Here is a 25,294-nt window from a genome sequence, read left to right as displayed (position 1 = left end):
CTGTTTCCGCTGTTCAGAGCCCGTGAGTGTTTTGTGGTGCCATAGCCCCACAAAACACTCACGGGTCTCCACCTGCGGAAATGGAGATGTCAGCCGAGGGTTGAGGGCCTCCGGTCTCAGCGCCAGGAGGGCAGCCAGAGCTCGGCCTGCCAGCGCTCGGGCGTGATCGGCTCGCCGTTGAGGATCGGCCACAGCCAGATGAAGTTGGCCACCACCAGGCCCACGTACAGCGCCACCGTCAGCAGCCCGGTGCGGCGCCGCTCGAAGTGGTCCCGGCTGCTGCCCAGCACCTCGCCCAGCACCAGCACGATCCCCAGCACCAGGAACGGTGCCAGCGGCGTCGCGTAGAAGTAGTACATCTGGCGGTCCAGGTTGAGGAACCACGGCAGGTAACCCGCGCCGTACCCGACCAGCACCGCGGCGTAGCGCCAGTCCATCCGGCTCGTCGCCCGCCAGACCGCCCAGCCCGCGACCGGCAGCGCCAGCCACCACATCGCCGGCGTGCCGATCAGCATCGTCGCCTCGACGCAGCTGGAGCGCCCGCAACCCGGCATCCCGGATTCGTAGTAGTAGAGCATCGGCCGCATGCCCATCGGCCACGCCCACGGCTTCGACTCCCACGGGTGCGGCTCCTTCGGCGTCACCAGGTGGGTGTGGAAGTCCAGCACGTTGAACTGGTAGAAGAGCAGCGACCGCAGCGGATCCGGCAGGAAGCCCAGGCCCACGTCGTCGGAGACCAGCACGGCGTGCCGGTCGGTGGCGGTCTCGCTGGCGAACCACAGCGCCCAGGTCCCGAAGTACACCAGCAGCGGGATCGCCACCAGCGACCACAGCGCGGGCGCGGTGTCGCGCAGCAGCGCGGCCCGCCACGGGCGCGGCACTCCGGCCGCCCGCCTGGCCAGCGCATCCCAGATCACGCTGAGCAGGCCGAACGCCATGATGTAGTAGATGCCGTTCCACTTGACGCCGCAGGCCAGCCCGAGCATCAGCCCGGCCCCGAACCGCCACCAGCGGAATCCCAGCCGCGGCCCCCACCGGCTGTCGCCCAGCCTGCCCTCGACGCAGACCTGCCACATCCGGCTGCGCACCTGGTCGCGGTCGGCCAGCAGGCAGGCGAACGCGGCCAGCAGGAACATCGCCTGGAAGATGTCGAGCATGCCGACCCGCGACTGCACGTGGCTGACGCCGTCGCAGATCAGCAGGATCCCGGCGAGCGCGCCGAGCATCGTGGAGCGGGTCATCCGGCGGGCGATGCGCACGATCAGCAGCACCATCAGCGCGCCGCTCAGCGCGGCCGTGATCCGCCAGCCCCACGGGTTGTAGCCCAGCAGCCACTCGCCGATCGCGATCAGCTGCTTGCCCACCGGCGGGTGCGCGACCAGCTCGTAGCCGGGGTTGTCCTCGTAACCGCCGTTGCGCAGCATCTGCCACGCCTGCGGCACGTAGTGCTTCTCGTCGAATACCGGCGTGCCCTCGTTGGTCGCGCGCCCGAGGTCCCACAGCCGCACGACGCCGGCGATCAGCGTGATCACGAGGGTGACCAGCCAGCCGCGGAGCCGGTCGGAGGGCATCGTCACGTCCAGCAGCGGGAGGGGATCGCTCTCGCCCGGCTGCCGCGCCGGTGGCGTGCGGCCGACGTGGACGAGGTCGTCTGCGCTGCGGCCACCGGGAGTGGGGACGAGGACGCTCACGACCCCCGATCGTAGGAGACCGGCGGCGTTCCCGGTCCGCCGACGGTGGATCGCGGCGGAAAGAGCCACGCGGGAGCGGCGGGGCCGTCGTCATTAGGCTCGCCGTCATGGATTCCGGGACGCTCCTGCTCGCCGCCACACCGCTCGGCGACGTCCGCGACGCCTCCGCGCGGCTGATCGAGGCCCTCGGCACGGCCGACGTCGTCGCCGCCGAGGACACCAGGCGGGTGCGGGCGCTGGCCAGCGCGCTCGACGTCGTGCCGACAGGCAAGGTGGTCAGCTACTACGAGGGCGTCGAGACGGCGCGCGCCCCGATGCTGCTCGACGCGCTGCGCGAGGGCCGCACCGTGCTGCTGGTCACCGACGCCGGCATGCCCAGCGTGTCGGATCCGGGGTACCGCCTGGTCACGGCGTGCGTCGCCGAGCAGCTGCCGGTGACGTGCCTGCCCGGGCCGTCCGCCGTCACCACCGCGCTGGCGGTGTCCGGACTGCCTTCGGACCGCTTCTGCTTCGAGGGGTTCCCGCCGCGCAAGCAGGGCGAGCGGCGCCGCTGGTTCGGCCGGCTGGCGGCGGAGGAGCGCACCTGCGTGTTCTTCGAGGCGCCGCACCGGCTCGCCGACGCGCTGGCCGATGCGGCCGAGGTGCTCGGCGGGCAGCGGCGAGCGGCGGTCTGCCGCGAGCTGACCAAGACCTACGAGGAGATCCGCCGCGGCGGACTCGCGGAGCTGGCGGCCTGGGCCGCCGAGGGCGTGCGCGGGGAGATCACCGTGGTGCTCGGCGGAGCCGAGCCGGAGGCGGCCGACCCGGCGGACCTGGTGGAGCAGGTGGAGCAGCGCGCTGCGGAGGGCGTGCGGCTGAAGGACGCGGTGGCGGAGGTCGCGGAGCTGGCGGGCGTCCGCAAGAAGGAGCTCTACGACGCGGTCCTCGCCGCCCGCCGCTGAGCCGAGACGGCAATTTCAATGGAAATCACGTCGTCGATTTCAATGGAAGTTGCGCGTCTCGTCGGTGTGTCGGGTGCCCGACACACCGGCGGTGCGTCAGGGATTGTGCAATTTCAATTGAAATCAGACGTCTAAGTTCAATTGAAATTGCACCCGGTCAGCCCTCCGGGGGTGGGGTTGCGGTGAGGAGGGTGAGGGCCGGGGCGGCTTTGGCCAGGACTTCGCGCCACTCGTGGTCCGGGTTCGAGTCCGCCGTGATGCCTCCGCCGACGCCCAGGTGGAACACGCCGTCGGCGTGTTCCAGGGTCCGGATGGCCACGTTGAGCTCCAGCCCCGCCACCGGGGACACCATGCCGACCGCGCCGCAGTAGACGTCGCGCGGCTGCGCCTCCAGCTCGGCGATCAGCTCCAGCGCGCGGACCTTCGGCGCACCGGTGACCGACGCGGGCGGGAACGTCGCCGCCAGCAGCGCCGAGTTCGGCAGCTCCGCGGGCACCTCGGCCCGCACGTCCGAGACCAGGTGCCACACGCCCGGGTGCGCCTGCACGTCCAGCAGCCGCGGCACGGTGACCCGGCCGATCTCGGCGACCCGGCCCAGGTCGTTGCGCGCCATGTCCACGATCATCACGTTCTCCGCGACGTCCTTCGCGGACGCCCGGAGCAGCTCGGCGTTGCGGTCGTCCTGCGGGCCCCGGCGCGGCAGCGTGCCCTTGATCGGGCTGGAGTGCACCACCCGCCCGCGCCGGGTGAGGAACAGCTCCGGGGACAGCGACGCGACCGCGCCCCACGATCCGGCCACGTAGGCGGCCCGGGCCGGGCGGAACCGCGCGCTGCCCGCGGCGAACACCTCCAGCGGATCACCTCGGAACGGCACCTCGAACCGGCTGCAGATGTTGGCCTGGAAGATCTCGCCCGCGCCGATCTCCTCGACGCAGCCCAGCACCGCCTTGGCGTGCTCGTCGCGGTCCGGGCGCCGCACCGGCCCCGCCGCCCAGTCCGCGGGCGGCACCTCGTCGGACGCGATCACCTCGGCCAGCTCCGCGATCAGCTCGGGCGACTCCACGCCGAGCGCCTCGAACCACCACTGGCCGCTCGCGTCGCGCCGCAGCACGTGATCGGCCCAGCCCCACGCGGCGGTGGGCAATCGCCGCGGGTGCGGGTGCCGGCCGGGATCGGTGAGGCCGTAGCCGAGATAGCCGATCCAGCCACCGCCGACCGGCCCGCCCGGCTCGGCGGGCACCGGCGCGGTGTCGACCGTCGTGAAGGCGCGCTCGGACGGCGTGGCGTCGATCCGCACCGACGGCGCGAGCACGGCGGAGCCGCCGAACCAGTCGCCGGTCAGCGCAGCGGGCGGCGGCAGTCCGCGCTGGCGCGCGCGCACCGCCAAGCGGCGCAGCACCTGCTCGGCGCTCGCCGTCCCGTCCATCGGCTGGGTGAAAACCGGCACGGCGCCAGTATGGCCTGCGCGGCACGCCGTCCGGCCACCGCTGACAGCATCGTTGGCCTGCGGAAACGTGATCCCCGCGTACGGTGGCGGCATGGTGCGCGTGGTGGGTGCGACGAGGCTCACCCGGATCACCGGTGAGGATTCCCGCAACCGCACGGCCAGCCGGTTCGGGATCACCGCCACCGATCTGGGGATCCTGTGGGACGACGGGCGCGGAGGCGTGCTGGTGGCCTTCGGCGACACCTACGGCGAGGGCTGGGGTGGCCGCGGCGCCGGGCCCAAGCACGCCGACTGGCGGTTCAACGTCATAGCCCGCTCCACCAGCACCGATCTCGACGCCGGGCTGGACTTCGACTGGGTGCTCCCGCGCGAGGACGGCGCGGCCGGCCAGTTCCTGCCCGCCGACCGCTCCGCGCGCGAGCACACCGTCATCCCGACCTCCGGCATCGCCATCGGTGGCCGCAACTACCTGCACTACATGTCCGTCCGACGCTGGGGGATGCCCGGCGTGTGGCACACGAACTACGGAGCGCTGGCCTACTCCGACGACGGCGGCCACACCTGGACCAAGTCCCCGACCGCGGTGTGGCCGAACAGCGGGCAGCACTGGTGGAGCCGGTTCCGCCGCCGCCACCCGGGCGGGCACCCGTTCCAGATGATCGGCTTCGCCGGTGTGATCGACGGCCGCGTGCACCTGCTCGGCACCCCGAGCGGCCGGTTCGGGTCCGGGTACCTGGCCCGCGTGCGCGCCGAAGACCTGCTCGAACCGGCCGCCTACGAGTACTGGACCGGCTCGGCCTGGAGCGGCGACGTGCTCGACGCGGAGCCGGTGCTCAGCGCTCCGGTCGCGGAGCTGTCGGTGCAGTTCAACCGCCACTTCGGCCAGTGGTTCGCGGTGCACCTCGACGAGCACCGCGCGGCGATCGTCCTGCGCACGGCCCCGGAGCTGACCGGACCGTGGACCGACGGCGAGGTCCTGGTGGCGGGCGCCCAGTACCCGGGGCTCTACGGAGGCTTCCAGCACCCGTGGTCGGTGGACGGCCCGGCGATCCACTTCACCCTCACCCAGTGGGTCCCGTACAACGTCGACCTGTTCCGAGCCGACCTCGCCTGACCACCACCGCCAGCGGGCGATCTCGTACGAACCGACCATCACCCGGGTGAACGCCGATTTCTCGCGAAATCGACCGGGTGCCCATCGCGACCTGCGGGTTCGTGACCGGGGGGATCGGTCGTGTTGATTCTGATCGGCTTCGGCGCGTCACCTTTGTGATCTGCGGCCGTTGTGGTTCGCAAGATCCCCACGACGAGGTGAGGCCGAACATGCGGATCAGAGGTGCCCTGGCCGGATTGGCGGCGCTGCTCGCGGTCACCGCGGCGGCAACCCCAGCGACCGCCGAACCCGCGACCGCCGAACCGGCGCCGCCCGGTGTCAACGACTGGAGCTGCCGGCCCAGCGAGGAGCACCCGACGCCCGTCGTGCTGGTGCACGGGCTCGGCGGCTCGGCGTCGACGAACTGGGCGTACATGGGCCCGGAGCTGGTCGGCGAGGGCTACTGCGTGTACGCCCTGACCTACGGCCGCCCGCCGCTGGTCCCGCCGATCACCGGCGGTTTCGCGCCGATGGAGGAGAGCGCGCCCGAGCTGGCCGCGTTCGTCGACGACGTGCTGGCCGCCACCGGCGCGGCGAAGGTCGACCTGGTCGGTCACTCCGAGGGCACCGTGATGCCGCAGTACTACCTGAAGTTCCTCGGCGGCGCGGACAAGGTGCAGCGCTACGTCGCGATCACCCCGCTCTACGACGGCACCACGCTGCAGAGCACCTCCGAGCTGCTCGACCGGCTGGCCGAGGAGATCCCGGTCGTCGGCGAGGTCCCGGACGACCTGTGCGGCTCGTGCCGGCAGCTGTTCAAGGACTCGGAGTTCATGACGAAGCTCAACGCCGACGGCCCGGCGGTGCCCGGCATCGAGTACACGACGATCATGACGAAGTACGACCAGCTGGTCACCCCGTACACCAGCGGCCACCTCGACGGCGCCACCAACATCGTCCTGCAGGATGTCTGCCCGGCCGACTTCTCCGAGCACGTCGCGGTGGCCTTCAACCCCAACGTCGGCCGCCTGGTCCGCAACGCCCTGGACCCGGCCAACGCCCGACCGGTCCGCTGCTGAACCGCCGCCCCGGTGACGGTGGTCACGCGATTTCAATTGAAATCGGACGTCTGATTTCAATTGAAATCGCATCCCTCCGAACCCGGGGGCGTGCCGCGCGGCCTCGCGCTCGGCGAACCCGGAACCCGTTCGAGGTCACACGGCTCCGAACCGTAGTCTGGTCGGCATGAGTGCCTCTGTGTTGACCGCTGTGGCTTGGCCCTACGCCAACGGTCCGCGGCACATCGGCCACGTCTCCGGCTTCGGTGTGCCCTCGGACGTCTTCTCGCGCTACCAGCGAATGGCGGGCAACCAGGTGCTCATGGTGTCCGGCACCGACGAGCACGGCACCCCCATCTCGGTGCAGGCCGAGAAGGAGGGCATGACCACCCGGCAGCTCGCCGACAAGTACAACCGGGTCATCGCCGAGGACCTGCAGGGCCTCGGGCTGTCCTACGACCTGTTCACCCGCACCACCACCGGCAACCACTACGCGGTCGTCCAGCAGCTGTTCCTCGCGCTGCACCGCAACGGCTACGTGCTGCCCAAGACCACTACCGGTGCGATCAGCCCGTCCACCGGCCGCACGCTGCCCGACCGCTACATCGAGGGCACCTGCCCGATCTGCGGCTACGACGGTGCGCGCGGCGACCAGTGCGACAACTGCGGCAACCAGCTCGACCCGGCCGACCTGATCAACCCGGTGTCCCGGATCAACGGCGAGAAGCCGCAGTTCGTGGAGACCGAGCACCTGTTCCTGGACCTGCCCGCGTTCACCGAGTCGCTGGGCGAGTGGCTGTCCACCCGCACCGACTGGCGGCCGAACGTGCTCAAGTTCGCGCAGAACCTGGTCGAGGACATGCGGCCGCGGGCGATCAGCCGCGACCTGGACTGGGGCGTGCCGATCCCGCTGGACGGCTGGCGCGACCAGCCGATGAAGCGGTTCTACGTGTGGTTCGACGCGGTGATCGGCTACCTGTCGGCCAGCGTCGAGTGGGCCCGCCGGACCGGTGACGCGGACGCCTGGAAGCAGTACTGGACCGACCCGTCGGCCAAGGGCTACTACTTCATGGGCAAGGACAACATCACCTTCCACGCCCAGATCTGGCCGACGCTGCTGATGGGCCACAACGGCCAGGGCGACAAGGGCGGCGAGCCCGGCCCCTTCGGCACCCTGAACCTGCCGGACGAGATCGTCTCCAGCGAGTTCCTCACCATGAGCGGGTCGAAGTTCTCCACCTCCCGCGGCACGGTGATCTACGTGCGGGACTTCCTGCGCGAGTTCGGCCCGGACACCCTGCGCTACTTCATCTCGGTGGCCGGCCCGGAGAACCAGGACACCGACTTCACCTGGGACGAGTTCGTCCGCCGCACCAACTTCGAGCTGGCCAACGAGTGGGGCAACCTGGTCAACCGCTCCATCTCGATGGCCGCGAAGAACAACGGCGCGGTGCCCGCCCCGACCGCGCCCAAGGCCGCGGACGAGGAGCTGAAGGCGTTGTCCCGCAACGCTTTCGGGACCGTCGGCGGACACCTGGAGCGGTCCCGGTTCAAGGCCGCCGCGCAGGAGGCGATGCGCGTGGTGTCGGCGGCGAACAAGTACCTGTCCGACCAGGAGCCGTGGAAGCTCAAGGACGACCCGGACCGGCGCGACGCCGTCCTGCACACCGCGCTGCAGGTGGTCTCGGACGCCAACACGCTGCTCACCCCGTTCCTGCCGCACTCGGCGCAGAAGGTGCACGAGCTGCTGGGCGGCACCGGGGTCTGGTCGGCGCAGCCGGAGATCCGCGAGGTCGCGGACCTGGACGACGAGAGCATCGAGTACCCGGTGCTGATGGGCGAGTACGCGGCCGAGCAGGCGGCGTGGCGCTCCACCGACATCGAGGTGGGCCGGCCGCTGAACAAGCCGAGCCCGCTGTTCGCCAAGCTGGACCCGAAGCTGGGCGAGACCGGGCCCGAGTGGGCCCCGATCGAGAGCTGACACCAACGACGGGATGAGGGGCACCTGCGATCGCGGGTGCCCCTCCCCGCGTCGAACCTGGAGGCTGCGATGAGCAAGCGGGACCGGAAGCGGGAGCTGCCGCCGGTGCCGGAGGCGCTGCCCGCGCTCGCCGTCGACGCGCACACCCACCTGGACGCCTGCGGGGCGAAGACGCCCGACGAGGTGCGCGCCGTCGTGGACCGCGCGGAGGCCGCCGGGATCGGCCGGGTGGTGACCGTCGCCGACGACATCGCCTCGGCGCAGTGGGCGGTCGAGGCGTCCACGTGGGACGACCGGGTGTTCGCCGCGGTCGCGCTGCACCCCACCCGCACCAAGGACTTCGCCGACGCCGACCGCGCCGTGCTGGAGGAGCTGGTCGCGCACCCGCGGGTGGTCGCGGTCGGGGAGACCGGGCTCGACTACTACTGGGACTACTCGCCGCCGGAGCCGCAGCAGGAGGCGTTCCGCTGGCACATCGACCTGGCCAAGCGCAGCGGCAAGCCGCTGATGATCCACGACCGCGAGGCGCACCAGGACATCCTGCGGATCCTCGCCGAGGAGGGCGCTCCGGAGAAGGTGGTGTTCCACTGCTTCTCCGGTGACGCCGAGTTCGCGCGCGCCTGCGTGGCCGCCGGGTACGTGCTCTCGTTCGCCGGGACCGCGACCTTCCGCAACGCCAAGGGGCTGCGGGAGGCGGCGCGGCTGGTGCCGCTGGAGCAGATGGTGGTGGAGACCGACGCGCCGTTCCTCACCCCGCACCCGTTCCGGGGCCAGCCGAACGAGCCCTACTGCGTCAATTACACCCTGCGGGATCTTGCGGAACTCCGTGGCATGACGCTGGAAGAACTCGTGGTAGCGACAACGGCCACTGCTGAGCGGCTCTTCGCGCTCGATCAGGTGTAACCCGGGGCCGCCTTCCTTCACCCGCTGTCCTTTGTTATTGGGGCGTTCGACCGCGCCCGCTTGCAGTCCGCCGAGCCGTACCTACCGTCCACTTCGGAAGCCGGGTGGAGGGCATCCCCCGAAACTCCGCCGCTGCCAGGCGGAGGCCCTCCCGACCGGAGTTACGGCAGTCAGGATGGCGATGAGGTTCGGCAATTTCGCGAAGACGACCGCCGCGGCGGCCATCGTGCTCTCCGGAGCGGTGTCGGCGACGGCGGTGTCGCCGGGTACGGCGCAAGCCGCCGGTGTCTGGGACCGGCTGGCGAAGTGCGAGTCGGGCGGGAACTGGTCGATCAACACCGGCAACGGCTACTACGGCGGGCTTCAGTTCAGCCGCGCGACGTGGGCCGCCTACGGCGGTGAGCGGTTCCACCGGTATCCGCACCGGGCGACGCGCGAGCAGCAGATCGCCATCGCCGAGGTGCTGCGCGCGGCCAACGGCGGCTTCAGCGCCTGGCCGGCCTGCGCCAGGAAGCTGGGTCTGCCGAGATAGCAAGCTGAACGACTCGCCGGAGGGTGCAGTTCCCACGGTGAGGGGAGGGAAGCCCGGCCCGAGCACGCAGCGCGCTCGGGCCGGGCTCGTGTCCGCGGCCCGCCGGACGGCTGATTCCGCTGCGTTGACACCGGATGTCGGGGCCGTGTGTTACATCACCTCGACCAGCGGGAAATCTGTTCACGACCCGCTTCGGTACCTCCGAACGGGGCAAATTCGAGCGATCTCGCTTACTGATCGTGGTTGGTTGCCCGGCAAACCGGCGTAACGCAGATCACAGGCGCGACCCGGGTGCTTGGCTGCTCCGCTTGATCACGCTAGAGTCTCGGCCTCGTAACCGATGACAACCAGTCATGGGGAACGCCCGTTAGTCTCGCCGGTGTACGTCGGGGAAGCGGGCCGCGGGCAACGACGCCCCGGTCGGCTAGGACGGCAGTTGGCTTGCGGGAGTCGGATACAGACACGAAGCACGAAGGTTGTGCGCCTGCAGGGAACGAGGGAGTTGAGCGATGACGTGGTCTCGCCCGACGCATTCCCCGTCCCGCACCAGCGCGACTTCCGCCTTCGGGAGGTAACGACCCTGTGAACGGACGCGGCGAGCCCAGCTATCCCGGTCATCGAACCGAGAACTACTGGGCCGACTCCTTCGACTCTGCGACGGACTGGTTCACCCCGGTCTCGGCGCCCGAGCAGCACACGGCTGTCGGTCTGCTCGACCGGCCCGAGCCGGAGCGCTACCCGGCCGAGGACCACCCGAGCTTCCCGCCGGGTGCCCTGGACATCACCCCGGCGGACATCTACGAGGCGCTCGGCCCGGACGCCGAGGACATGCTCAACACCGCCGAGATCGACGTCGACGAGGTCATCCGGCTGATCAACGCCGAGACCACCGTCCTCCCCCCGCTGGTCATCCCGGACGCACTGCCGGAGGCCGAGGCGAGCGGCGCTCCGCCGCAGGAGGTCGTCGAGGCGATCACCGTCTGGAAGCGGCGCTTCCTCAAGGGCGCGGTGGCCGGCGTGCTGCTCACCCTCACCGGCACCGGCGGCGCGGCCGCCGCGATGGACAAGTCGGTGACCGTCGAGATCGACGGCCAAGAGCGCACCATCAACACCTACGAGAGCACCGTCGGCGAGGTCCTGGCCGACGAGGGCATCGCCATCGGCCAGCACGACGCGCTCAGCCCGTCGCCGCAGGCCAAGGTCGGCCACGGCGACACCATCACGCTGGACCGCGGCCGCCTGCTCAAGCTCAACGTCGACGGCGAGATCCGCGAGGAGTGGGTCCGCTCGGTCACCGTCGGGCAGGCGCTGCAGCAGCTCGGCGTGCCCACCGACGGCGCGTGGCTCTCCGCCGACCGCGGCATGGCGGTGCCCGCCGACGGCATGGAGCTGGTCATCAAGACCAGCAAGGACATCACCATCATCGACGGCGCCGGTGAGCCGCGGCAGCTGACCACCACCGCCGCCAACATCGACGAGCTGGTCAAGGAGCAGAACCTCCAGCTCGGCGCCGAGGACACCATCACGCCGGGCGGCGACCAGCGACTGGTCAGCGGTGCGGAGATCCGCATCGTCCGCAACAGCAGCACGGTGATCAACGTGACGATGCCGGTCGAGCCGCCGGTGCGCGAGATCGTCGACAACACGATGTTCAAGGGCGAGGAGCGGGTCGAGTTCCCGGGCGTCCCCGGCGAGAAGATCGTGACCACCCGCGTGACCACCCGCAACGGCGAAGAGGTCAACCGCGAGACGGTCGGCGAGAAGATCACCAAGGAAGCCCAGGAGAAGGTCGTGCGCGTCGGTGGCAAGCAGCCGCCGACCAGCGGTGTCTGGGACAAGCTGGCGCAGTGCGAGGCCGGCGGCAACTGGTCGATCAACACCGGCAACGGCTACTACGGCGGCCTGCAGTTCAACAAGTCGACGTGGGACGCCTACGGCGGCGACCAGTACGCCCCGTACCCCCACCAGGCCAGCCGTGAGCAGCAGATCGCGGTGGCGGAGAAGGTCCGCGCGGCCCGTGGCGGCGGCTACGGCGCTTGGCCGGGCTGCTCCGCCAAGCTCGGCCTGAGCTGATCTCTGTAGCTTCGCGGTGGTCGTTTTACCGCCGAGAGCAGCTTCGCTGCTTGCCTGACGCAGGTCGGCTCTCGGCCCCGCCTCGCTGCTGATGCTTCGGTGGTGGCGATCGTTTTGGGCCCGTGAGGGCTTCTGGGTGTTGCAGCGCCCCGAAGCGCTCACGGGCTTTTGCCGTGGCGCACCTGGTCGGGGCCTCGGGAGGCGTTGCGGGTACGTTTTTCCCGTGGACGACCAGCAGGCTGCGCTGCTCGGCCCGGCCGACGTGCGCCGGCTGGCCGAGGAACTCGACATCCGGCCGACGAAGAAGCTCGGGCAGAACTTCGTGCACGACCCGAACACGGTGCGGCGCATCGTGTCCTCGGCGTCGGTCACCGCGGACGACGTCGTCCTGGAGGTCGGGCCCGGCCTGGGCTCGCTGACGCTGGCCCTGCTGCCCGCCGCCGGTGCGGTGACCGCCGTCGAGATCGATCCGGTGCTGGCCGCCCGGCTGCCGCGCACCGCCGCGGAGTTCGCTCCCGGTCTGGCCGATCGGCTCACCGTGATCGAGGCCGATGCGCTGCGGGTCCGCGCCGAGGACTTCCCGGCTGCGCCGACCGCGCTGGTCGCCAACCTGCCCTACAACGTGGCCGTGCCGGTCGTGCTGCACCTGCTCGCCGAGCTGCCGAGCCTGGAGCACGGGCTGGTCATGGTGCAGGCGGAGGTCGCCGACCGGATGTCCGCGCAGCCCGGCAGCCGGGTCTACGGCGTGCCGAGCGTCAAGGCCGCGTGGTACGCCGACGTGCGGCGCGCGGGTCCGGTGCCGCGCAAGGTGTTCTGGCCGGTGCCCAATGTGGACTCCGGTCTGGTGTCGTTCCGGCGCGTCGAGCCGCCGTCGAGCGCGCCGCGCGAGGACGTCTTCCGCGTCGTGGACGCGGCTTTCGCCCAGCGGCGCAAGGCGTTGCGCGGTGCGCTGTCCGGCTGGGCGGGTTCTGCCGCGCGAGCCGAGGAGCTGCTGCGGGCGGCGGGCGTGGACCCGATGACCCGCGGGGAGCAGCTGCGGGTCGCCGACTTCGCGCGCATCGCGGAACTCGCTGCCGCGGACCGCTGAACCACCCGTCCGGGCGCTTGCCAACCGGAGCGAATGCACTACCCGGAGTCACCGCTAACACCCGGTGCGGCGGGAAAATTCCCGCTCGTCCGGGTGTGTGATTTGGCGAACGATTTCGGAAAGTGACGGCTATCAACTTGCGCTGGAATCCGCCAGTGGGTTCTACTATTCGGGAAATCCATCCCGAGCGGCCGAGAGACCTGGCTCCCAGACGCCGCAGCAACCACCCGACGGGCAGGTGCTAACGCCAGGACCGATGGAGTAGCTGTGGATTCCAACGCGCTGTTAGCCGACTCGACCGCGGGGCAGACCCGGACCTTTTCGGCACGGTCATCGCAAAGCCACATCCGGAGGCTGCTGACGCAGCGTCGCGTCATCGACCACGGGCGGCGGACCACCACCGCCTGTCGTCGCGAGATGTGACCCAGCCCTTCCTCCCTTTCCGAAGTTCCCTGGCCTGCTGCTCCTGCGCGGAGCGCGGCCGTCGCGAGCTGATGTGGAGCCGATCGTGATCACAGTCGAGAACCTGACCAAGTCCTTCCAGCACAACAACGGCACCGTGCGCGCCCTCGACGGCGTGACCATGGAGGTCCCGGCCGGCGCGGTGTGCGGCGTGGTGGGTCCCAGCGGCGCGGGCAAGTCCACGCTGGCGCGCTGCATCGCCCTGCTGGAGAAGCCGGACGCGGGCGCCATCCGGGTCGACGGCACCGACCTGGTCTCCCTCGACGGCAAGGCGCTGCGCGCCGCGCGCCGGCAGATCGGCGTTGTGCCGCAAGGGGATTCGCTGCTGCGGCAGCGCACCGCCGCGGGCAACGTCGCGCTGCCGCTGGAGGCGGCCGGGATGTCCGGCCCGCAGCGGCGCAGCCGCGTCGGCGAGCTGCTGGACCTCGTCGGCCTGACCGACAAGGCCTCGGTCTACCCCGACCAGCTCTCCGGCGGGCAGCGGCAGCGGATCGCGGTCGCGCGAGCGCTGGCCGCCAAGCCCTCGGTGCTGCTGGCCGACGAACCGACTTCCGCGCTGGACCCCAGCACCACCGACTCGGTGCTGACCGTGCTGGACCGCGCCCGCGCCGAACTGGGCGTCACCGTGCTGGTGGTCACCCACGACATGGCCGTGGTGCGCAAGATCGCCGACGACGTCGCGGTGCTGGACGGCGGGCGCGTGGTGGAGCACGGCAAGGTGCTCGACCTGGTCGCCGAGCCCGGCAGCCGGGTCAGCTCGACGCTGCTGCCCGCCACCGACCAGGCCGAGCCGCTGCGCCCGACCGACGGCCGCCACGACGTGGTCGCCGAGGTCGTGCTGGTCGGCTTCGCCGCGGTCGGCGCGCTGCTGCCGGAGGCGGCCAGCCGGTTCGGCATCGACCTGGCGATCCTCGGCGGCGGCCTGACCCGCCTCGGTGACACGCCGGTCGCGAAGTTCAAGGTCGGCCTGAGCGGCGAACGCGCCGAGGCCGCGCTGAAGTGGATGGTCGAACGGGACGCGCACGTGCGACGCGCCCCGGTGTGCGTTGACGGAGTTGCTGCGTGAGTGATGTGACCCCCTGGTCGGAGGTCTTCGCAACCCTCGGTGAAGCAACGCTCGGCACGCTCTACATGGTGTTGGTGTCCACCCTGCTGGCAGTGCTCGGAGGCCTGCCGCTCGGTGTCCTGCTGCACTTGAGCTCGCCGGTCGGGCTGAACCCGAAACCCGTGCTGTACCGGGTGCTCGGCGTCGTGGTCGACGTCGTGCGCTCGGTGCCGTTCGTGGTGCTGCTGGTGGTCCTGGCCTCGTTCACCCGGCTGCTGATCGGCACGTCGATCGGCAGCACCGCGGTGATCGTGCCGCTGACCATCGGCGCGATCCCGTTCTTCGCGCGGTTGACGCAGAACGCGCTGCGCGAGGTCAGCTTCACCGTCGTGGAGGCGGCGATCACCACGGGATCCAGCAGGTTGCGGATCGTGTGGACGGTGTTGCTCGGCGAGGCGCGGGCCGCGCTGGTCGGCGCGGTCGGCGTGACCGCGGTGGCGCTGATCGGCTACGCCGCGATGGCGGGCGCGATCGGCGGCGGTGGCCTGGGCACGACCGCGATCCAGGACGGCTACCAGGGCTACGACGACCGGCTGCTCTACGGCTCGGTCGTGGTCCTCGCGGTGCTCGCCTTCGGGATGCAGCTGATCACCGATCTCACGGCCAAGCTGGTCGACCGCCGCCGCACCGCGGCGGGCTGAAGGCCGGTTCCTGGTCGTTCTGCGTGGCGGTGCGGGTGGCGGAACCTCAGAGGCCGCCTGGACCGCGTGAGCCCGTGGCTGAGCGGCTGCGCCGCTTCGAAGACAAGACCGAGTTCGAACGATCTTCGGGCCGAGACCCGATCCTCCTTCGTCCGGGACCTCGTTCCCGTTCTGGCGTCCAGAAAGGACATTTCCTGATGCGTTTGCGCTTCGCTGCCCTGGTAGCCGCCGCCGGTCTGGCGCTGACCGCGTGCGGTGGCGGCTCGTCCGCCGCCGACGACCCCAACGCCCCGATCCGCGTCGGCGTCAGCCCGACCCCGCACGGCGAGATCCTGGAGTACGTCAAGGACAACCTGGCCGAGCAGGCCGGGATCGGCATCGAGATCGTCAAGTTCGACGACTACAACCGGCCCAACGAGGCGGTGGCGCACGGAGAGCTGGAGGCGAACTTCTTCCAGCACGTCCCGTACCTGGAGGAGTACCGCAAGCAGCGCGGCGGTGACTTCGAGTGGATCGCGCCGGTGCACCTGGAGCCGCTGGCGGCGTACTCGAAGCAGTTCAAGACGCTGCAGGAGGTGCCCAACGGCGCCACCGTGACGCTGTCCAACGACCCGGCGAACCAGTTCCGCGGCCTGAAGCTGCTGGAGCAGGGCGGGCTGATCAAGCTCAAGCCGGAGGCGGCGGTCGGCACCCGGCTGGCGTCGGCGATCGCGGAGAACCCGAAGAACATCGACTTCAAGGACCTCTCGCCGGACCAGCTGCCGCGCTCGGTGGACGACGCCGCCGTCGCGGTGGTCAACGGCAACTACGCGATCAAGGCCAACCTGCAGAACCCGATCGCGGTGGAGAGCGCGGAGAACAACCCGTACGCCAACGGCCTGGTGACCTCGCCGGCGCTGGCCAAGGACCCGCGGATCACCAAGCTGGCCGAGCTGCTGCGCTCCCAGCAGGTGAAGGACTTCATCAACCAGAAGTGGGGCGGCGTGGCCGTGATCCCGGCTTCCTGACCCGAAGCACCAGCGGAGGGCACCTTCCGGGCCACAGCCCGGAAGGTGCCCTCCCGCCGTTCCAGCCCCGGACCTCGGTCTTTGTCTTTATCTCGAAGCGGCGCAGCCGCTTGGCCCACGCCCGGAACCGGCACCGCCGCGGGTTCTCAGAGGTCGCCTGGCGAGGACAGCCCGTTCGCCGTGTATCGGACATACATCAGAACGGGCTCCCGCGGTCCAGGCGGTGTCTGAGGTTCCGCCACCCGCACCGCTACGCAGATCGAGCCTGGAACAGCATCTTGCGCAGGGAAGTCGGCGGTGGAGTGGCTTGGGCACGTACGCTCTAAGTGTGCTCTCCGTGGTTCCTACCCCCATCACCGTTCGCGTCCCGGCCAAGGTGAACCTGCACCTCTCGGTCGGCGACGCCAGACCGGACGGCTACCACGAACTCGTCACCGTCTTCCAGGCGCTGTCGATGACCGACGAGGTGACCGTGCTGGTCGCCGAGGAACCCGGGATCGACGTGCACGGCGAGGGCGCGGACTCGGTGCCGACCGGCGCCAGCAACCTGGCGTGGAAGGCGGTGCAGCTGCTCGCCGAGCACAGCGGTCGCGACCCGGAGGAACCCGGCGTGCGGCTGTCGATCAACAAGGGCATCCCGGTCGCCGGGGGCATGGCCGGGGGCAGTGCGGACGCGGCTGCGACGCTGCTGGCGCTCAACCAGCTCTGGCGGCTGGAGCTGGGGCGCGACGAGCTCAGCGAGTTCGGCGCGAAGCTGGGCAGCGACGTCCCGTTCTCCTTGCAGGGCGGCACCGCGCTGGGCACGGGCCGCGGTGAGCGGCTGGTCCCGGTGCTGGCCCGGCACACGTTCCACTGGGTGATCGCGCTCGACCGGCGCGGGTTGAGCACGCCCGCCGTCTACACCGAGCTGGACCGGTTGCGGGAGGAATCCCGGCCGAACCGGGTGGGTGAGGTCGAACCGCTGCTGGAGGCGCTGGCCTCCGGAGATCCCCGCCAGCTCGCGCTGCTGCTGGGCAACGACCTGCAGGCCGCCGCGGTGTCGCTGCGCCCGGGCCTGCGCCGCACGCTGCGCGCGGGCGTGCAGGCGGGTGCGCTCGCCGGCATCGTCTCGGGCTCCGGCCCGACCTGCGCCTTCCTGTGCACGGACGCGGACGCGGCGGTGCGCGTGGCCGCGGAGCTGTCCGGCGCGGGTGTCTGCCGCACGGTCCGCGTGGCCCACGGCCCGGTGCCGGGCGCCAAGCTGGTGTCCGAAGAACCGGCCCACCGCCCCACCCCGCCCCAGGTCCACGCCTGAGCGGTCGCGTCGATTTCGCGCGAAATCGACGTTCACCGGGTGATGGTCGATTTCTCGCGAGATCGACGACCCGCCCGGGCCTTGACGACGCAACGCAGTTGATGGAGTAGACGAGCACTCGATGGTGAACCTGGTCAATCTCGAATCGGTCCACAAGAGCTACGGCGTGCGCCCGCTGCTGGACGGTGTGTCCCTCGGCGTGTCCGCAGGCGAGCGGATCGGGGTCGTCGGGCTCAACGGCGGCGGCAAGACGACGCTGCTGGAGGTGCTCGCCGGCATCGCCGAACCGGACGAGGGCCGGGTGAGCCAGTCGCGCGATCTGCGGATGGCCGTGGTCACGCAGCGCACCGAGCTCCCCGAGGACGCCACCGTGCGCAACGCGGTCCTCGACCCGCACGGCTTCACCGCCGAGCACGAGTGGGCCGCCGACGCGAAGGTGCGGTCGGTGCTCGGCGGGCTCGGCATGACCAGGCTCGGGCTGGACACCCCGGTCAAGGACTTCTCCGGTGGCGAGCGCCGCCGGGTCGCGCTGGCCGCCGCGCTGGTCCGCGACATCGACCTGCTGGTGCTGGACGAGCCGACGAACCACCTCGACGTCGAAGGCGTGCGCTGGCTGGCCGATCACCTGCTGGAGCGCAGGTGCGCGCTGGTGGTCGTCACCCACGACCGCTGGTTCCTCGACACCGTCTGCAACCGCACGTGGGAGGTCGTCGACGGCCGGGTCGAGCAGTACGAAGGCGGCTACGCGGACTGGATCTTCGCCCGCGCCGAGCGGGCCCGCATCGCGCAGGCCGCTGAGGAGAAGCGGCAGAACCTCGCCCGCAAGGAGCTCGCCTGGCTGCAGCGCGGTGCCAAGGCCCGCACCTCCAAGCCGCGCTACCGGGTGGAGGCGGCCGAGGCGCTGATCTCCGACGTGCCGGAACCGCGCGACTCCGCGGAGCTGGTCGCCTTCGCCAAGCGGCGGCTGGGCAAGACCGTGCTGGAGCTGGAGGACGTCGACCTGCGCGTCGCAGGCCGCACGCTGCTCGACGGCGTGACCTGGCGGATCGGGCCCGGCGACCGGCTGGGCCTGGTAGGCGTCAACGGTTCCGGGAAGACCACGCTGCTGAAGCTGCTCGCCGGTGAGCGCGAACCGGATGCGGGCAAGCGCATCGAGGGCAAGACGGTGCGGCTGGCGCACCTGACCCAGGAGCTGCACGACCTGCCGGGCGAGTGGCGGGTGCGGGAGGCGATCGAGGACGTCGCCGAGCGGGTCACCCTCGGCAAGTACGAGCTGTCCGCCTCGCAGCTGGGCGAGAAGTTCGGGTTCGGCAAGGGCAGGCAGTGGACGCCGGTCGAGGACCTCTCCGGTGGTGAGCGCCGCCGGCTGCAGCTGGCGCGGCTGCTGATGGCCGAGCCGAACGTGCTGGTCCTGGACGAGCCCACCAACGACCTGGACATCGACACCCTGCAGCAGCTGGAAGACCTGCTCGACGGCTGGCCGGGCACGCTGGTGGTCGTCTCGCACGACCGGTACCTGGTGGAGCGGGTGTGCGACAGCGTGTACGCGCTGTTCGGCGACGGCCGCCTGACGCACTTGCCGGGCGGCATCGACGAGTACCTGGCTCGCCGGGAATCGCTGCTGGCGGCGGAGGACAGCGTCGTCGGCAAGCAGGCCACCGATGCGGCGGAGCCGCGCGGGCTCTCGGGCGCCGAGGAGCACGCGGCGCGCAAGGAGCTCGCGCGCTGCGAGCGGCAGCTCGACAAGCTCGCGCAGCGCGAGCAGGCGCTGCACGAGAAGCTCGCGGAAGCTGCGACGGAGCCGGAGCGGTTGGCGAAGCTGAACGCCGAGCTGCTCGCCCTGCACCAGGAGAAGGACGACGTCGAAGCCCGCTGGATGGAACTCGCCGACCAGCTGGGCTGAGCAGCACTCCGGGCCCTGACGCTCCCGTCGGGTGTGGCGGTTTCGCGCGACACCGGCGACGTCGGAGTCCTGGGCCTTGCGCACGCTTTTGCAGGTGATCGCGCAGATCGTAAGCTGCGTCACATGAGTCGGTTCGTGGAGACGCTCGTGGCGTCGGCGCAGCGCAACTCCGGTGAGAACGGGCGAGGGCTCACCACGGGGGAGCCCGAGCAGCCGCGGTTCCGCACGTGGGGCCGGGTGCACGCCGATGCGCTTCGGATCGCCGGGGCGCTCGGCGCGGAACTTGAGCCCGGTGCCGCCGTCGCGGTCCTGGCCGCTGATCCGGCGCTGATCGCACCCGCCGTGCAGGCCGTGTGGCTCGGCGGTGGCAGCGTGACGATGCTGCACCAGCCGACGCCGCGGACGGATCTCGCGCACTGGGCCGAGGACACCTTGCGGGTGCTGAAGATGATCGGCGCCCGGCTGGTGCTGCTGGGGCCGCCGTTCGAGCAGCTCTCCGGGCTGCTGGACGAGAACTCGATCGCGCACCGGGACCTGGCCGCGCTCGCCGAGTCCGACGCCGCTCCGCTGGCCGGGCCCGTCGAGGTGGGCGAGGACGCCACCGCGCTGCTGCAGCTGACCAGCGGCTCCACCGCCGACCCCAAGGCCGTGCGGATCACCCACGGCAACCTGCACGCGAACCTGCTGGCGATGGTCGAGGCCGCCGAGCTGGACGCCGAGCGCGATGTGGCGGTGTCCTGGCTGCCGCTGTTCCACGACATGGGCATGGTCGGGTGCCTGACGGTGCCGATGGCCATCGGCATGTCGGCGGTCAAGGTCACCCCGGCGGACTTCCTGGCCCGGCCGCTGCTGTGGCCCGAGCTGATCACCAAGTACCGCGGCACCGTGACGGCGGCGCCGAACTTCGCCTACGCGATCGTCGGCCGCCGGATGGCCCGCGCCGACGACGGCGACTTCGACCTCTCCAGCGTGCGCTTCACGCTCAACGGCGCGGAGCCGATCGATCCCGCCGCGGTGCGGACCTTCACCGAGGCGGGCGCCCGCTTCGGGCTGAGCCCGACCAGCATGGTGTGCGCCTTCGGGATGGCCGAGGCGACGCTCGCCGTCTCCTTCGCGCCGCTCGGGCGCGGGCTGGAGGTCGACGTCGTCGACGGCGATGCGCTGGAGCACCGGCGGGCGGAGCCGGTGTCGCCGGACACCCCGCGGGCGCGGCAGTTCGCGCTGCTCGGCGGGCCGTTGCCGGGGCTCGAGGTCGACGTGGTGGACGACGACGGGCGGCGGCTGGGGGACCGGCAGGTCGGGCGGTTGCGCATCCGCGGTGCGGCCGTGACGCCGGGGTACCTGACCGTCGGCGGGCCGCTGTCCACTCAGGACAGCGCTGGTTGGCTGGACACCGGCGACGACGGCTACCTGGTCGACGGGCAGGTGGTGATCTGCGGTCGGCGCAAGGACGTGATCATCATGGGCGGGCGCAACATCTACCCGATCGACATCGAGCGGGCCGCCTGCGAGGTCGAAGGAGTGCGCGCGGGCAACGCGGCCGCCGTCCGGCAGGAGGCCGGGAGCCGTCGCGAGCGGTTCGCGGTGGTGCTGGAGTCCCGCCTGGCGGGCGACGAAGCGGCGGAGAAGGCGCTGCGCAAGGAGGTCGCGGCCCGCGTGGTCGACGCGGTCGGCGTCCGGCCGTCGGCGGTCGTGGTGCTCGCGCCCGGCGCGCTGCCGAAGACCCCGTCCGGCAAGCTCCGCCGAGCCGCCACCGCAACCCTCATCCCCACCGACTGACCCCCGCTTCCCCCAGGTTCCAACGGCAATTTCAATTGAAATCGACGAGTCGATTTCAATTGAAATTGCGGATCTTCGGCGTGTCGCCTCCCGACACGCCGACACTGCGTGCGATTTCAATGGAAATTGGACCTCTGATTTCCATTGAAATTGCACGGGATCGTGCAGCCGGGTGAGGCTTGCAGCCGGGTGAGGTCGCACTCGGGCGAGGCTTGCGGCTGGGTGAGGGGCGCAGCCGGGTGTGGCTTGTGGCTGGGTGAGGTCGCAGCCGGGTGAGGTTGGGCGGCTTGTGGCTGGGTGGCTGGGTGGTTAGTGGTACTGGTTCTGGGCTGCTTCGAGGCCTTTGGTGGCCACCGCTTCCACCGCGTCCGCGCAGACGTCGATGAAGTACGCCAGTTCCTTGCGCTCGACGGTTCCGAAGTCCTTGAGGACGTAGTCGGCCGGGTCCATCCGGCCTGGCGGGCGGTCGATGCCGAAGCGCACCCGCACGTAGTCGCGGGTGCCGAGGGATTTGCTGATCGAGCGCAGGCCGTTGTGGCCGTTCTCGCCGCCGCCGCGCTTGAGCCGGATCGTGCCGAACGGCAGGTCCAGCTCGTCGTGGATCACGATCAGCGATTCCGGCGGCACCTTGTAGAACTTCACCGCGCCCGCCACCGGGCCGCCGGAGAGGTTCATGAACGAACGCGGCTTCGCCAGCACGGCGCGCGCCCCGCCGAGCCGCCCCTCGACGACCTCGGCGCCGGACTTGTGCGCCTTGAACCTCCCGCCGACCCGGTCGGCGAGCTCGTCGGCGACCAGGAAGCCGATGTTGTGCCGGTTGCCGGCGTAGCGCGGGCCCGGGTTGCCGAGCCCGACGATCAGCGAAACCGCGTCCGGAGAAGTCACCGTGAGTCTCCTGCTCTACCTGGGTGCGCAGACCATTGTCGCCCACCGATCGGCGAGCTCGGCGAACGCGCAGCGCGCTGCCCCACGAAGTGGGACAGCGCGCAGTGCGCCCGACGTCTGGGGCTGAGCGTTGCGTTGCTCGGGCGGTCGCTCGGCGGAATCCGAGTGCTTCCCCGGACTGCGGGTGCCCCTCCTGGTGTACGACCAATGCACGGCGGAGGGGCAGTCCTCGCCGAAAACCACTCAGAACCGCGGGCGGTCGTCCTGCGTGCGCCACTCGAAGCGACTGCCGCAAGCGCGGACGGTTTCGCCGAAAGGCTTATCAGGCCTCGGCGGTCTCGCCCTCGGCCTCGCCCGCGGCGGGCTCCTCGGCCATCGCGGCAGCGGCCTCGGTGACGTTGACGATCAGGGTTTCCGGGTCCGACTGCAGGGTCGAACCGGACGGCAGCTGGATGTCGGAGGCGTGCAGCTGGGTGCCGACCTCGGCGCCCGCGATGGACAGCTCCAGCTGCTCCGGGATGTTCAGGGCCTCGGCCTCGATCTCGACCTCGGTGGTCTCCTGGCTGACCAGGCTGCCGGGGCCGGCGTCGCCGGTGAGCACGACCGGCACCGAGACGGTGACCTTCTCGCCGCGCTTGACCAGCAGCAGGTCGACGTGCTCGATGTAGTTCTTGATCGGGTGGGTGGTGATGGTCTTGGTCAGCGCGAGCTCGCTGTCACCGCCGGTCACGTCGAGCGTGAGGACCGCGTTGTGCCCGTTCTCGCGGATGGCGCGGGCGAACTCCACGGACGGCAGGGACAGGTGCTTCGGGTCGGAGCCGTGGCCGTAGAGGACCGCGGGGATCTTGCCGGCGCGACGGGTGCGGCGGGCCGCACCCTTGCCGAACTCGGTGCGCTGTTCGACGGCGATACGTACCTCGGACACGGTGGTGCACTCCTCATGACGTCGGGCGAACGTGAATTGGTCGCTGGCCTGCGGCGGTGGGGCGCGCTACTGGAGCGAATCGACGCGGTGCCGAAACACGGCACCCCGGGGTATGAGCGACATCAGTGCGCCAACCGAATTGGTCGGCGGCCACCGTGCCACCGCGCCGATCACGCCGGGCGAACGTCCCGACCTCGCCGAGGCAACCCGAACAGTCTAAACGGTGCTCGCATAGTCGTTTTCGCACGGGTGACCCGGCGGCGACCGCCGGCTGCGGGCGGCTCGCTGAGCTCGATGGTTACCGCCAGGTGCGCGGTGCACTTTGAAGTCACCAGTAACCACTGGTTATCGTCGCTGACCAGGACTTTAGGAGGATTTCATGCGACTGGTTCTGTTCGGCGCCACCGGTTACGCGGGCGGTCGGATCGGTGCGGAAGCGAGGCGGCGCGGGCACGAGGTGCTCGGCATCGCGCGCAACGCCGAATCGCTGCCGGGGCCGAAGGCGGCGGGATCGCTGCACGACGCGGAGTTCGTGCTCGACGTGACGGCGGGTGCGGACGCGGTGATCGTGGCGATCCCCGGCCGCCCGATGCCCGACGGCACGAAGCTGCTCGACGCGCTGCCCACCCTGTTCGCCGCGGCGGAGCGGCACGGCGCCCGGATCGGTGTGGTCGGCGGTGCGGGCAGCCTGCGGGTGTCCGAGGGCGGGCCGCGGGTGATCGACACGCCGGAGTTCCCGGCGGAGTTCAAGCCGGAGGCCGGGGCGCACGCCGAAGTCCTGGCCGCGCTGCGCGAGGCCCCGGACGGCGTGGACTGGTTCTACCTCAGCCCCGCGGGGACCTTCGGTGCCTACGCCCCCGGTGAGCGCACCGGTTCCTACCGGCTCGGCGGGGAGGTGCTGGTGACCGACGCCGACGGGAACTCCGCGATCGGCGGTGACGACTACGCGATCGCGTTCGTCGACGAGCTCGAAAAGCCCGCCCACCAGCGGCAGCGCTTCACCGTCGGCTACTGACCGGCCGCGCGCGGTATCGGCGGTGCGCGGTGACGTCACGGTTCGGTCGCCTGGATCGGTAATTGCCGGATTTCCGGGTTAACTTCCCCGGCATGTCTGCTGCTGACGTGAACTCCTCGGGCGCCACCGCGCCCGAACCGACCTGGAAGGCCAGGTTCAAGCAGGTCGGTCCCGGCATCATGGCCGCGGCCACCGGTGTCGGGGCCGGAGACCTGGTCGCCACCCTCGTCGCGGGTTCCCGCTTCGGGTACGCCCTGTTCTGGGCGGTGGTGCTGGGCACGCTATTCAAGCTGGCGCTCGGCGAGGCCGTGGGGCGCTGGCACCTGGCCTCCGGGCGCACCATGCTGGCCGGCTGGCGGACCATGGGCCGCTGGGCGGTCGGCTACTTCGGCATCTACACCGTGGTCTGGGGCTTCGTCTACGGCGCCACCGCGATGTCGGCCTCGGCGCTGCCGCTGAACGCGATGTTCCCGGTGCTGCCGGTCAGCGCGTGGGGCATCATCTGCGGCCTGCTCGGACTGGCGCTGGTCTGGTTCGGCCGCTACGCGCTGCTGGAGAAGATCATGACGGTGCTGGTCGGCGTCATGTTCGTGACCGTGGTGGGCACCGCGATCATGGTCGGCCCGAACCTGCTGGAGCTGGGCGCGGGCCTGGTGCCGACGCTGCCGGACGGCTCGGTGGCCTACGTCCTCGGGCTGATGGGCGGCGTCGGCGGCACGATCACCATGGCCGCCTACGGCTACTGGACCTTCGCCAAGGGCTGGCGGGCCCCGAGCTGGATGCCGTTCATGCGCGCGGACAACGCGGTCGGCTACATCACCACCGGCATCTTCGTGGTCGCGATGCTGGTGGTCGGCGCGGAGATCCTGCTCGGGCACGATCTGACCAGCGGCGACAAGGGCCTGCTGCAGCTGAGCGACACGCTGGCCGCCGACTACGGGCAGTGGGCGCGGATCCCGTTCCTGGTGGGCTTCTTCGCCGTCGCGTTCAGCTCGGTCATCGGCGTGTGGAACGGCGTCAGCCTGCTGTTCGCGGACTGGTGGCGCACCTGGCGGCTGCCCAAGGAGGCGCCGCCGGAGACCGCGGCCGACTACGACCACAAGGCCGGGATGAACAGCACGGCGTACCGGGTCTACCTGCTGTGGCTGACCTTCCCGCCGATGCTGCTGCTGTTCCTGGGCAAGCCGTTCCAGCTGACCGTGGTCTACGGCGTGCTGGGCGCGCTGTTCATGCCGTTCCTGGCGGGAACCCTGCTGGTGCTGCTGAACTCGAAGACGATGATGCCCGCCGAGCACCGGTCGCGGTGGCTGTCGAACACGATGCTGGTGCTGTGCCTGGCCCTGTTCGTCGGCGTGGCCTTCAACGAACTGGTCGGCATCTTCACCGAGTGAGCCGGCTGTCGCGCTGACCACTCTCCGGGGAGCGGCTCGGCGGGAATATTTGAAGCTTCACATGGTTGTCGTGGGGTGGGT

General features: G+C 70.8%; 19 protein-coding genes, 1 pseudogene and 1 riboswitch. Of the genes and pseudogenes, 16 read left to right on the top strand and 4 right to left on the bottom strand.

The window, feature by feature from the left end; translation table 11 throughout:
- Positions 1 to 116: 116 nt before the first annotated feature.
- On the bottom strand, positions 117 to 1,691 hold the full coding sequence (locus tag C4T78_RS19555; protein ID WP_093349695.1) for a dolichyl-phosphate-mannose--protein mannosyltransferase: 1,575 nt from the start codon (positions 1,689 to 1,691) through the stop codon (positions 117 to 119).
- A gap of 107 nt (positions 1,692 to 1,798) precedes the next feature.
- Between C4T78_RS19555 and rsmI the strand changes: the two genes are divergently transcribed.
- Positions 1,799 to 2,632 carry a 16S rRNA (cytidine(1402)-2'-O)-methyltransferase gene (gene rsmI / locus C4T78_RS19550; protein WP_093349693.1) on the top strand — a complete coding sequence of 278 codons (834 nt, stop codon included), beginning with the start codon at positions 1,799 to 1,801 and terminating at the stop codon, positions 2,630 to 2,632.
- Positions 2,633 to 2,789: 157 nt separating this feature from the next.
- Here rsmI and C4T78_RS19545 read toward each other — a convergent pair whose 3' ends face one another.
- Positions 2,790 to 4,079 (bottom strand): aminodeoxychorismate synthase component I, encoded by a 1,290-nt coding sequence (locus C4T78_RS19545; RefSeq protein ID WP_374703885.1) that lies wholly within the window; start codon positions 4,077 to 4,079, stop codon positions 2,790 to 2,792.
- A 91-nt stretch (positions 4,080 to 4,170) separates the two neighbouring features.
- Here C4T78_RS19545 and C4T78_RS19540 point away from each other — a divergent pair, with 91 nt between their 5' ends.
- The 13 genes and pseudogenes from C4T78_RS19540 to C4T78_RS19480 all read left to right on the top strand — a co-directional run bounded on the left by C4T78_RS19540 (position 4,171) and on the right by C4T78_RS19480 (position 20,997).
- Positions 4,171 to 5,193 (top strand): glycoside hydrolase family 183 protein, encoded by a 1,023-nt coding sequence (locus tag C4T78_RS19540; RefSeq protein ID WP_093350155.1) that lies wholly within the window; start codon positions 4,171 to 4,173, stop codon positions 5,191 to 5,193.
- Positions 5,194 to 5,402: 209 nt separating this feature from the next.
- Positions 5,403 to 6,251 (top strand): esterase/lipase family protein, encoded by an 849-nt coding sequence (locus C4T78_RS19535; RefSeq protein ID WP_093349690.1) that lies wholly within the window; start codon positions 5,403 to 5,405, stop codon positions 6,249 to 6,251.
- 166 nt (positions 6,252 to 6,417) lie between these two features.
- Complete coding sequence (gene metG / locus C4T78_RS19530; protein ID WP_177247499.1) at positions 6,418 to 8,211, top strand: methionine--tRNA ligase; 1,794 nt, start codon at positions 6,418 to 6,420, stop codon at positions 8,209 to 8,211.
- A 69-nt stretch (positions 8,212 to 8,280) separates the two neighbouring features.
- Positions 8,281 to 9,114 (top strand): TatD family hydrolase, encoded by an 834-nt coding sequence (locus tag C4T78_RS19525; RefSeq protein WP_093349685.1) that lies wholly within the window; start codon positions 8,281 to 8,283, stop codon positions 9,112 to 9,114.
- Positions 9,115 to 9,394: 280 nt separating this feature from the next.
- A pseudogene (locus C4T78_RS19520) lies at positions 9,395 to 9,646 on the top strand (transglycosylase family protein); the annotation flags it as partial.
- Positions 9,647 to 10,228: 582 nt separating this feature from the next.
- Positions 10,229 to 11,719, top strand: a complete 1,491-nt coding sequence (locus C4T78_RS19515; protein WP_093349682.1) for a resuscitation-promoting factor — start codon at positions 10,229 to 10,231, stop codon at positions 11,717 to 11,719.
- A 223-nt stretch (positions 11,720 to 11,942) separates the two neighbouring features.
- Positions 11,943 to 12,806 (top strand): 16S rRNA (adenine(1518)-N(6)/adenine(1519)-N(6))-dimethyltransferase RsmA, encoded by an 864-nt coding sequence (gene rsmA / locus C4T78_RS19510; protein WP_177247498.1) that lies wholly within the window; start codon positions 11,943 to 11,945, stop codon positions 12,804 to 12,806.
- 175 nt (positions 12,807 to 12,981) lie between these two features.
- A riboswitch (SAM riboswitch) is annotated at positions 12,982 to 13,069 on the top strand.
- A gap of 245 nt (positions 13,070 to 13,314) precedes the next feature.
- The gene (locus C4T78_RS19505) at positions 13,315 to 14,334 is read left to right on the top strand and encodes a methionine ABC transporter ATP-binding protein (protein ID WP_093156006.1); all 1,020 of its coding nucleotides are present in this window, start codon (positions 13,315 to 13,317) and stop codon (positions 14,332 to 14,334) included.
- Positions 14,331 to 15,014: an ABC transporter permease subunit gene (locus tag C4T78_RS19500; RefSeq protein ID WP_170210204.1), complete on the top strand. Its 684-nt coding sequence runs from the start codon at positions 14,331 to 14,333 to the stop codon at positions 15,012 to 15,014. The genes C4T78_RS19505 and C4T78_RS19500 overlap by 4 nt, the downstream gene beginning before the upstream one ends.
- Before the next feature lie 197 nt (positions 15,015 to 15,211).
- Entirely contained in the window at positions 15,212 to 16,021 is an 810-nt protein-coding gene (locus C4T78_RS19495; RefSeq protein WP_093349680.1) for a MetQ/NlpA family ABC transporter substrate-binding protein, read from the top strand.
- A gap of 337 nt (positions 16,022 to 16,358) precedes the next feature.
- Positions 16,359 to 17,315, top strand: coding sequence for a 4-(cytidine 5'-diphospho)-2-C-methyl-D-erythritol kinase (locus C4T78_RS19490; protein ID WP_177242021.1), 957 nt, complete (start codon positions 16,359 to 16,361; stop codon positions 17,313 to 17,315).
- Positions 17,316 to 17,436: 121 nt separating this feature from the next.
- Positions 17,437 to 19,218 (top strand): ABC-F family ATP-binding cassette domain-containing protein, encoded by a 1,782-nt coding sequence (locus C4T78_RS19485; RefSeq protein WP_093349677.1) that lies wholly within the window; start codon positions 17,437 to 17,439, stop codon positions 19,216 to 19,218.
- A 123-nt stretch (positions 19,219 to 19,341) separates the two neighbouring features.
- A complete protein-coding gene (locus tag C4T78_RS19480; protein ID WP_093349674.1) occupies positions 19,342 to 20,997 on the top strand; it encodes a fatty acyl-AMP ligase in 1,656 nt (551 codons plus the stop codon).
- A gap of 309 nt (positions 20,998 to 21,306) precedes the next feature.
- On the opposite strand, the gene pth is transcribed toward C4T78_RS19480, so the two are convergent.
- Both pth and C4T78_RS19470 read right to left on the bottom strand, forming a co-directional pair.
- The gene (gene pth / locus C4T78_RS19475; RefSeq protein ID WP_093349672.1) at positions 21,307 to 21,882 is read right to left on the bottom strand and encodes an aminoacyl-tRNA hydrolase; all 576 of its coding nucleotides are present in this window, start codon (positions 21,880 to 21,882) and stop codon (positions 21,307 to 21,309) included.
- A gap of 322 nt (positions 21,883 to 22,204) precedes the next feature.
- On the bottom strand, positions 22,205 to 22,807 hold the full coding sequence (locus C4T78_RS19470) for a 50S ribosomal protein L25/general stress protein Ctc (protein WP_093349669.1): 603 nt from the start codon (positions 22,805 to 22,807) through the stop codon (positions 22,205 to 22,207).
- A 379-nt stretch (positions 22,808 to 23,186) separates the two neighbouring features.
- On the opposite strand from C4T78_RS19470, the gene C4T78_RS19465 reads away from it, so the two are divergent.
- Together C4T78_RS19465 and C4T78_RS19460 are read left to right on the top strand one after the other, a co-directional pair.
- Entirely contained in the window at positions 23,187 to 23,822 is a 636-nt protein-coding gene (locus C4T78_RS19465) for an NAD(P)-dependent oxidoreductase (RefSeq protein WP_093349667.1), read from the top strand.
- 92 nt (positions 23,823 to 23,914) lie between these two features.
- Positions 23,915 to 25,213, top strand: a complete 1,299-nt coding sequence (locus C4T78_RS19460; protein ID WP_093349664.1) for an Nramp family divalent metal transporter — start codon at positions 23,915 to 23,917, stop codon at positions 25,211 to 25,213.
- Positions 25,214 to 25,294: the final 81 nt, after the last annotated feature.

Origin of the sequence: Saccharopolyspora kobensis, assembly GCF_900108315.1 — a bacterium.
In the GTDB taxonomy this organism is placed as follows: domain Bacteria; phylum Actinomycetota; class Actinomycetes; order Mycobacteriales; family Pseudonocardiaceae; genus Saccharopolyspora; species Saccharopolyspora kobensis.
Note: the sequence above shows the minus strand (reverse complement) of the source record. Positions and strands in the feature narration are given on the sequence as shown.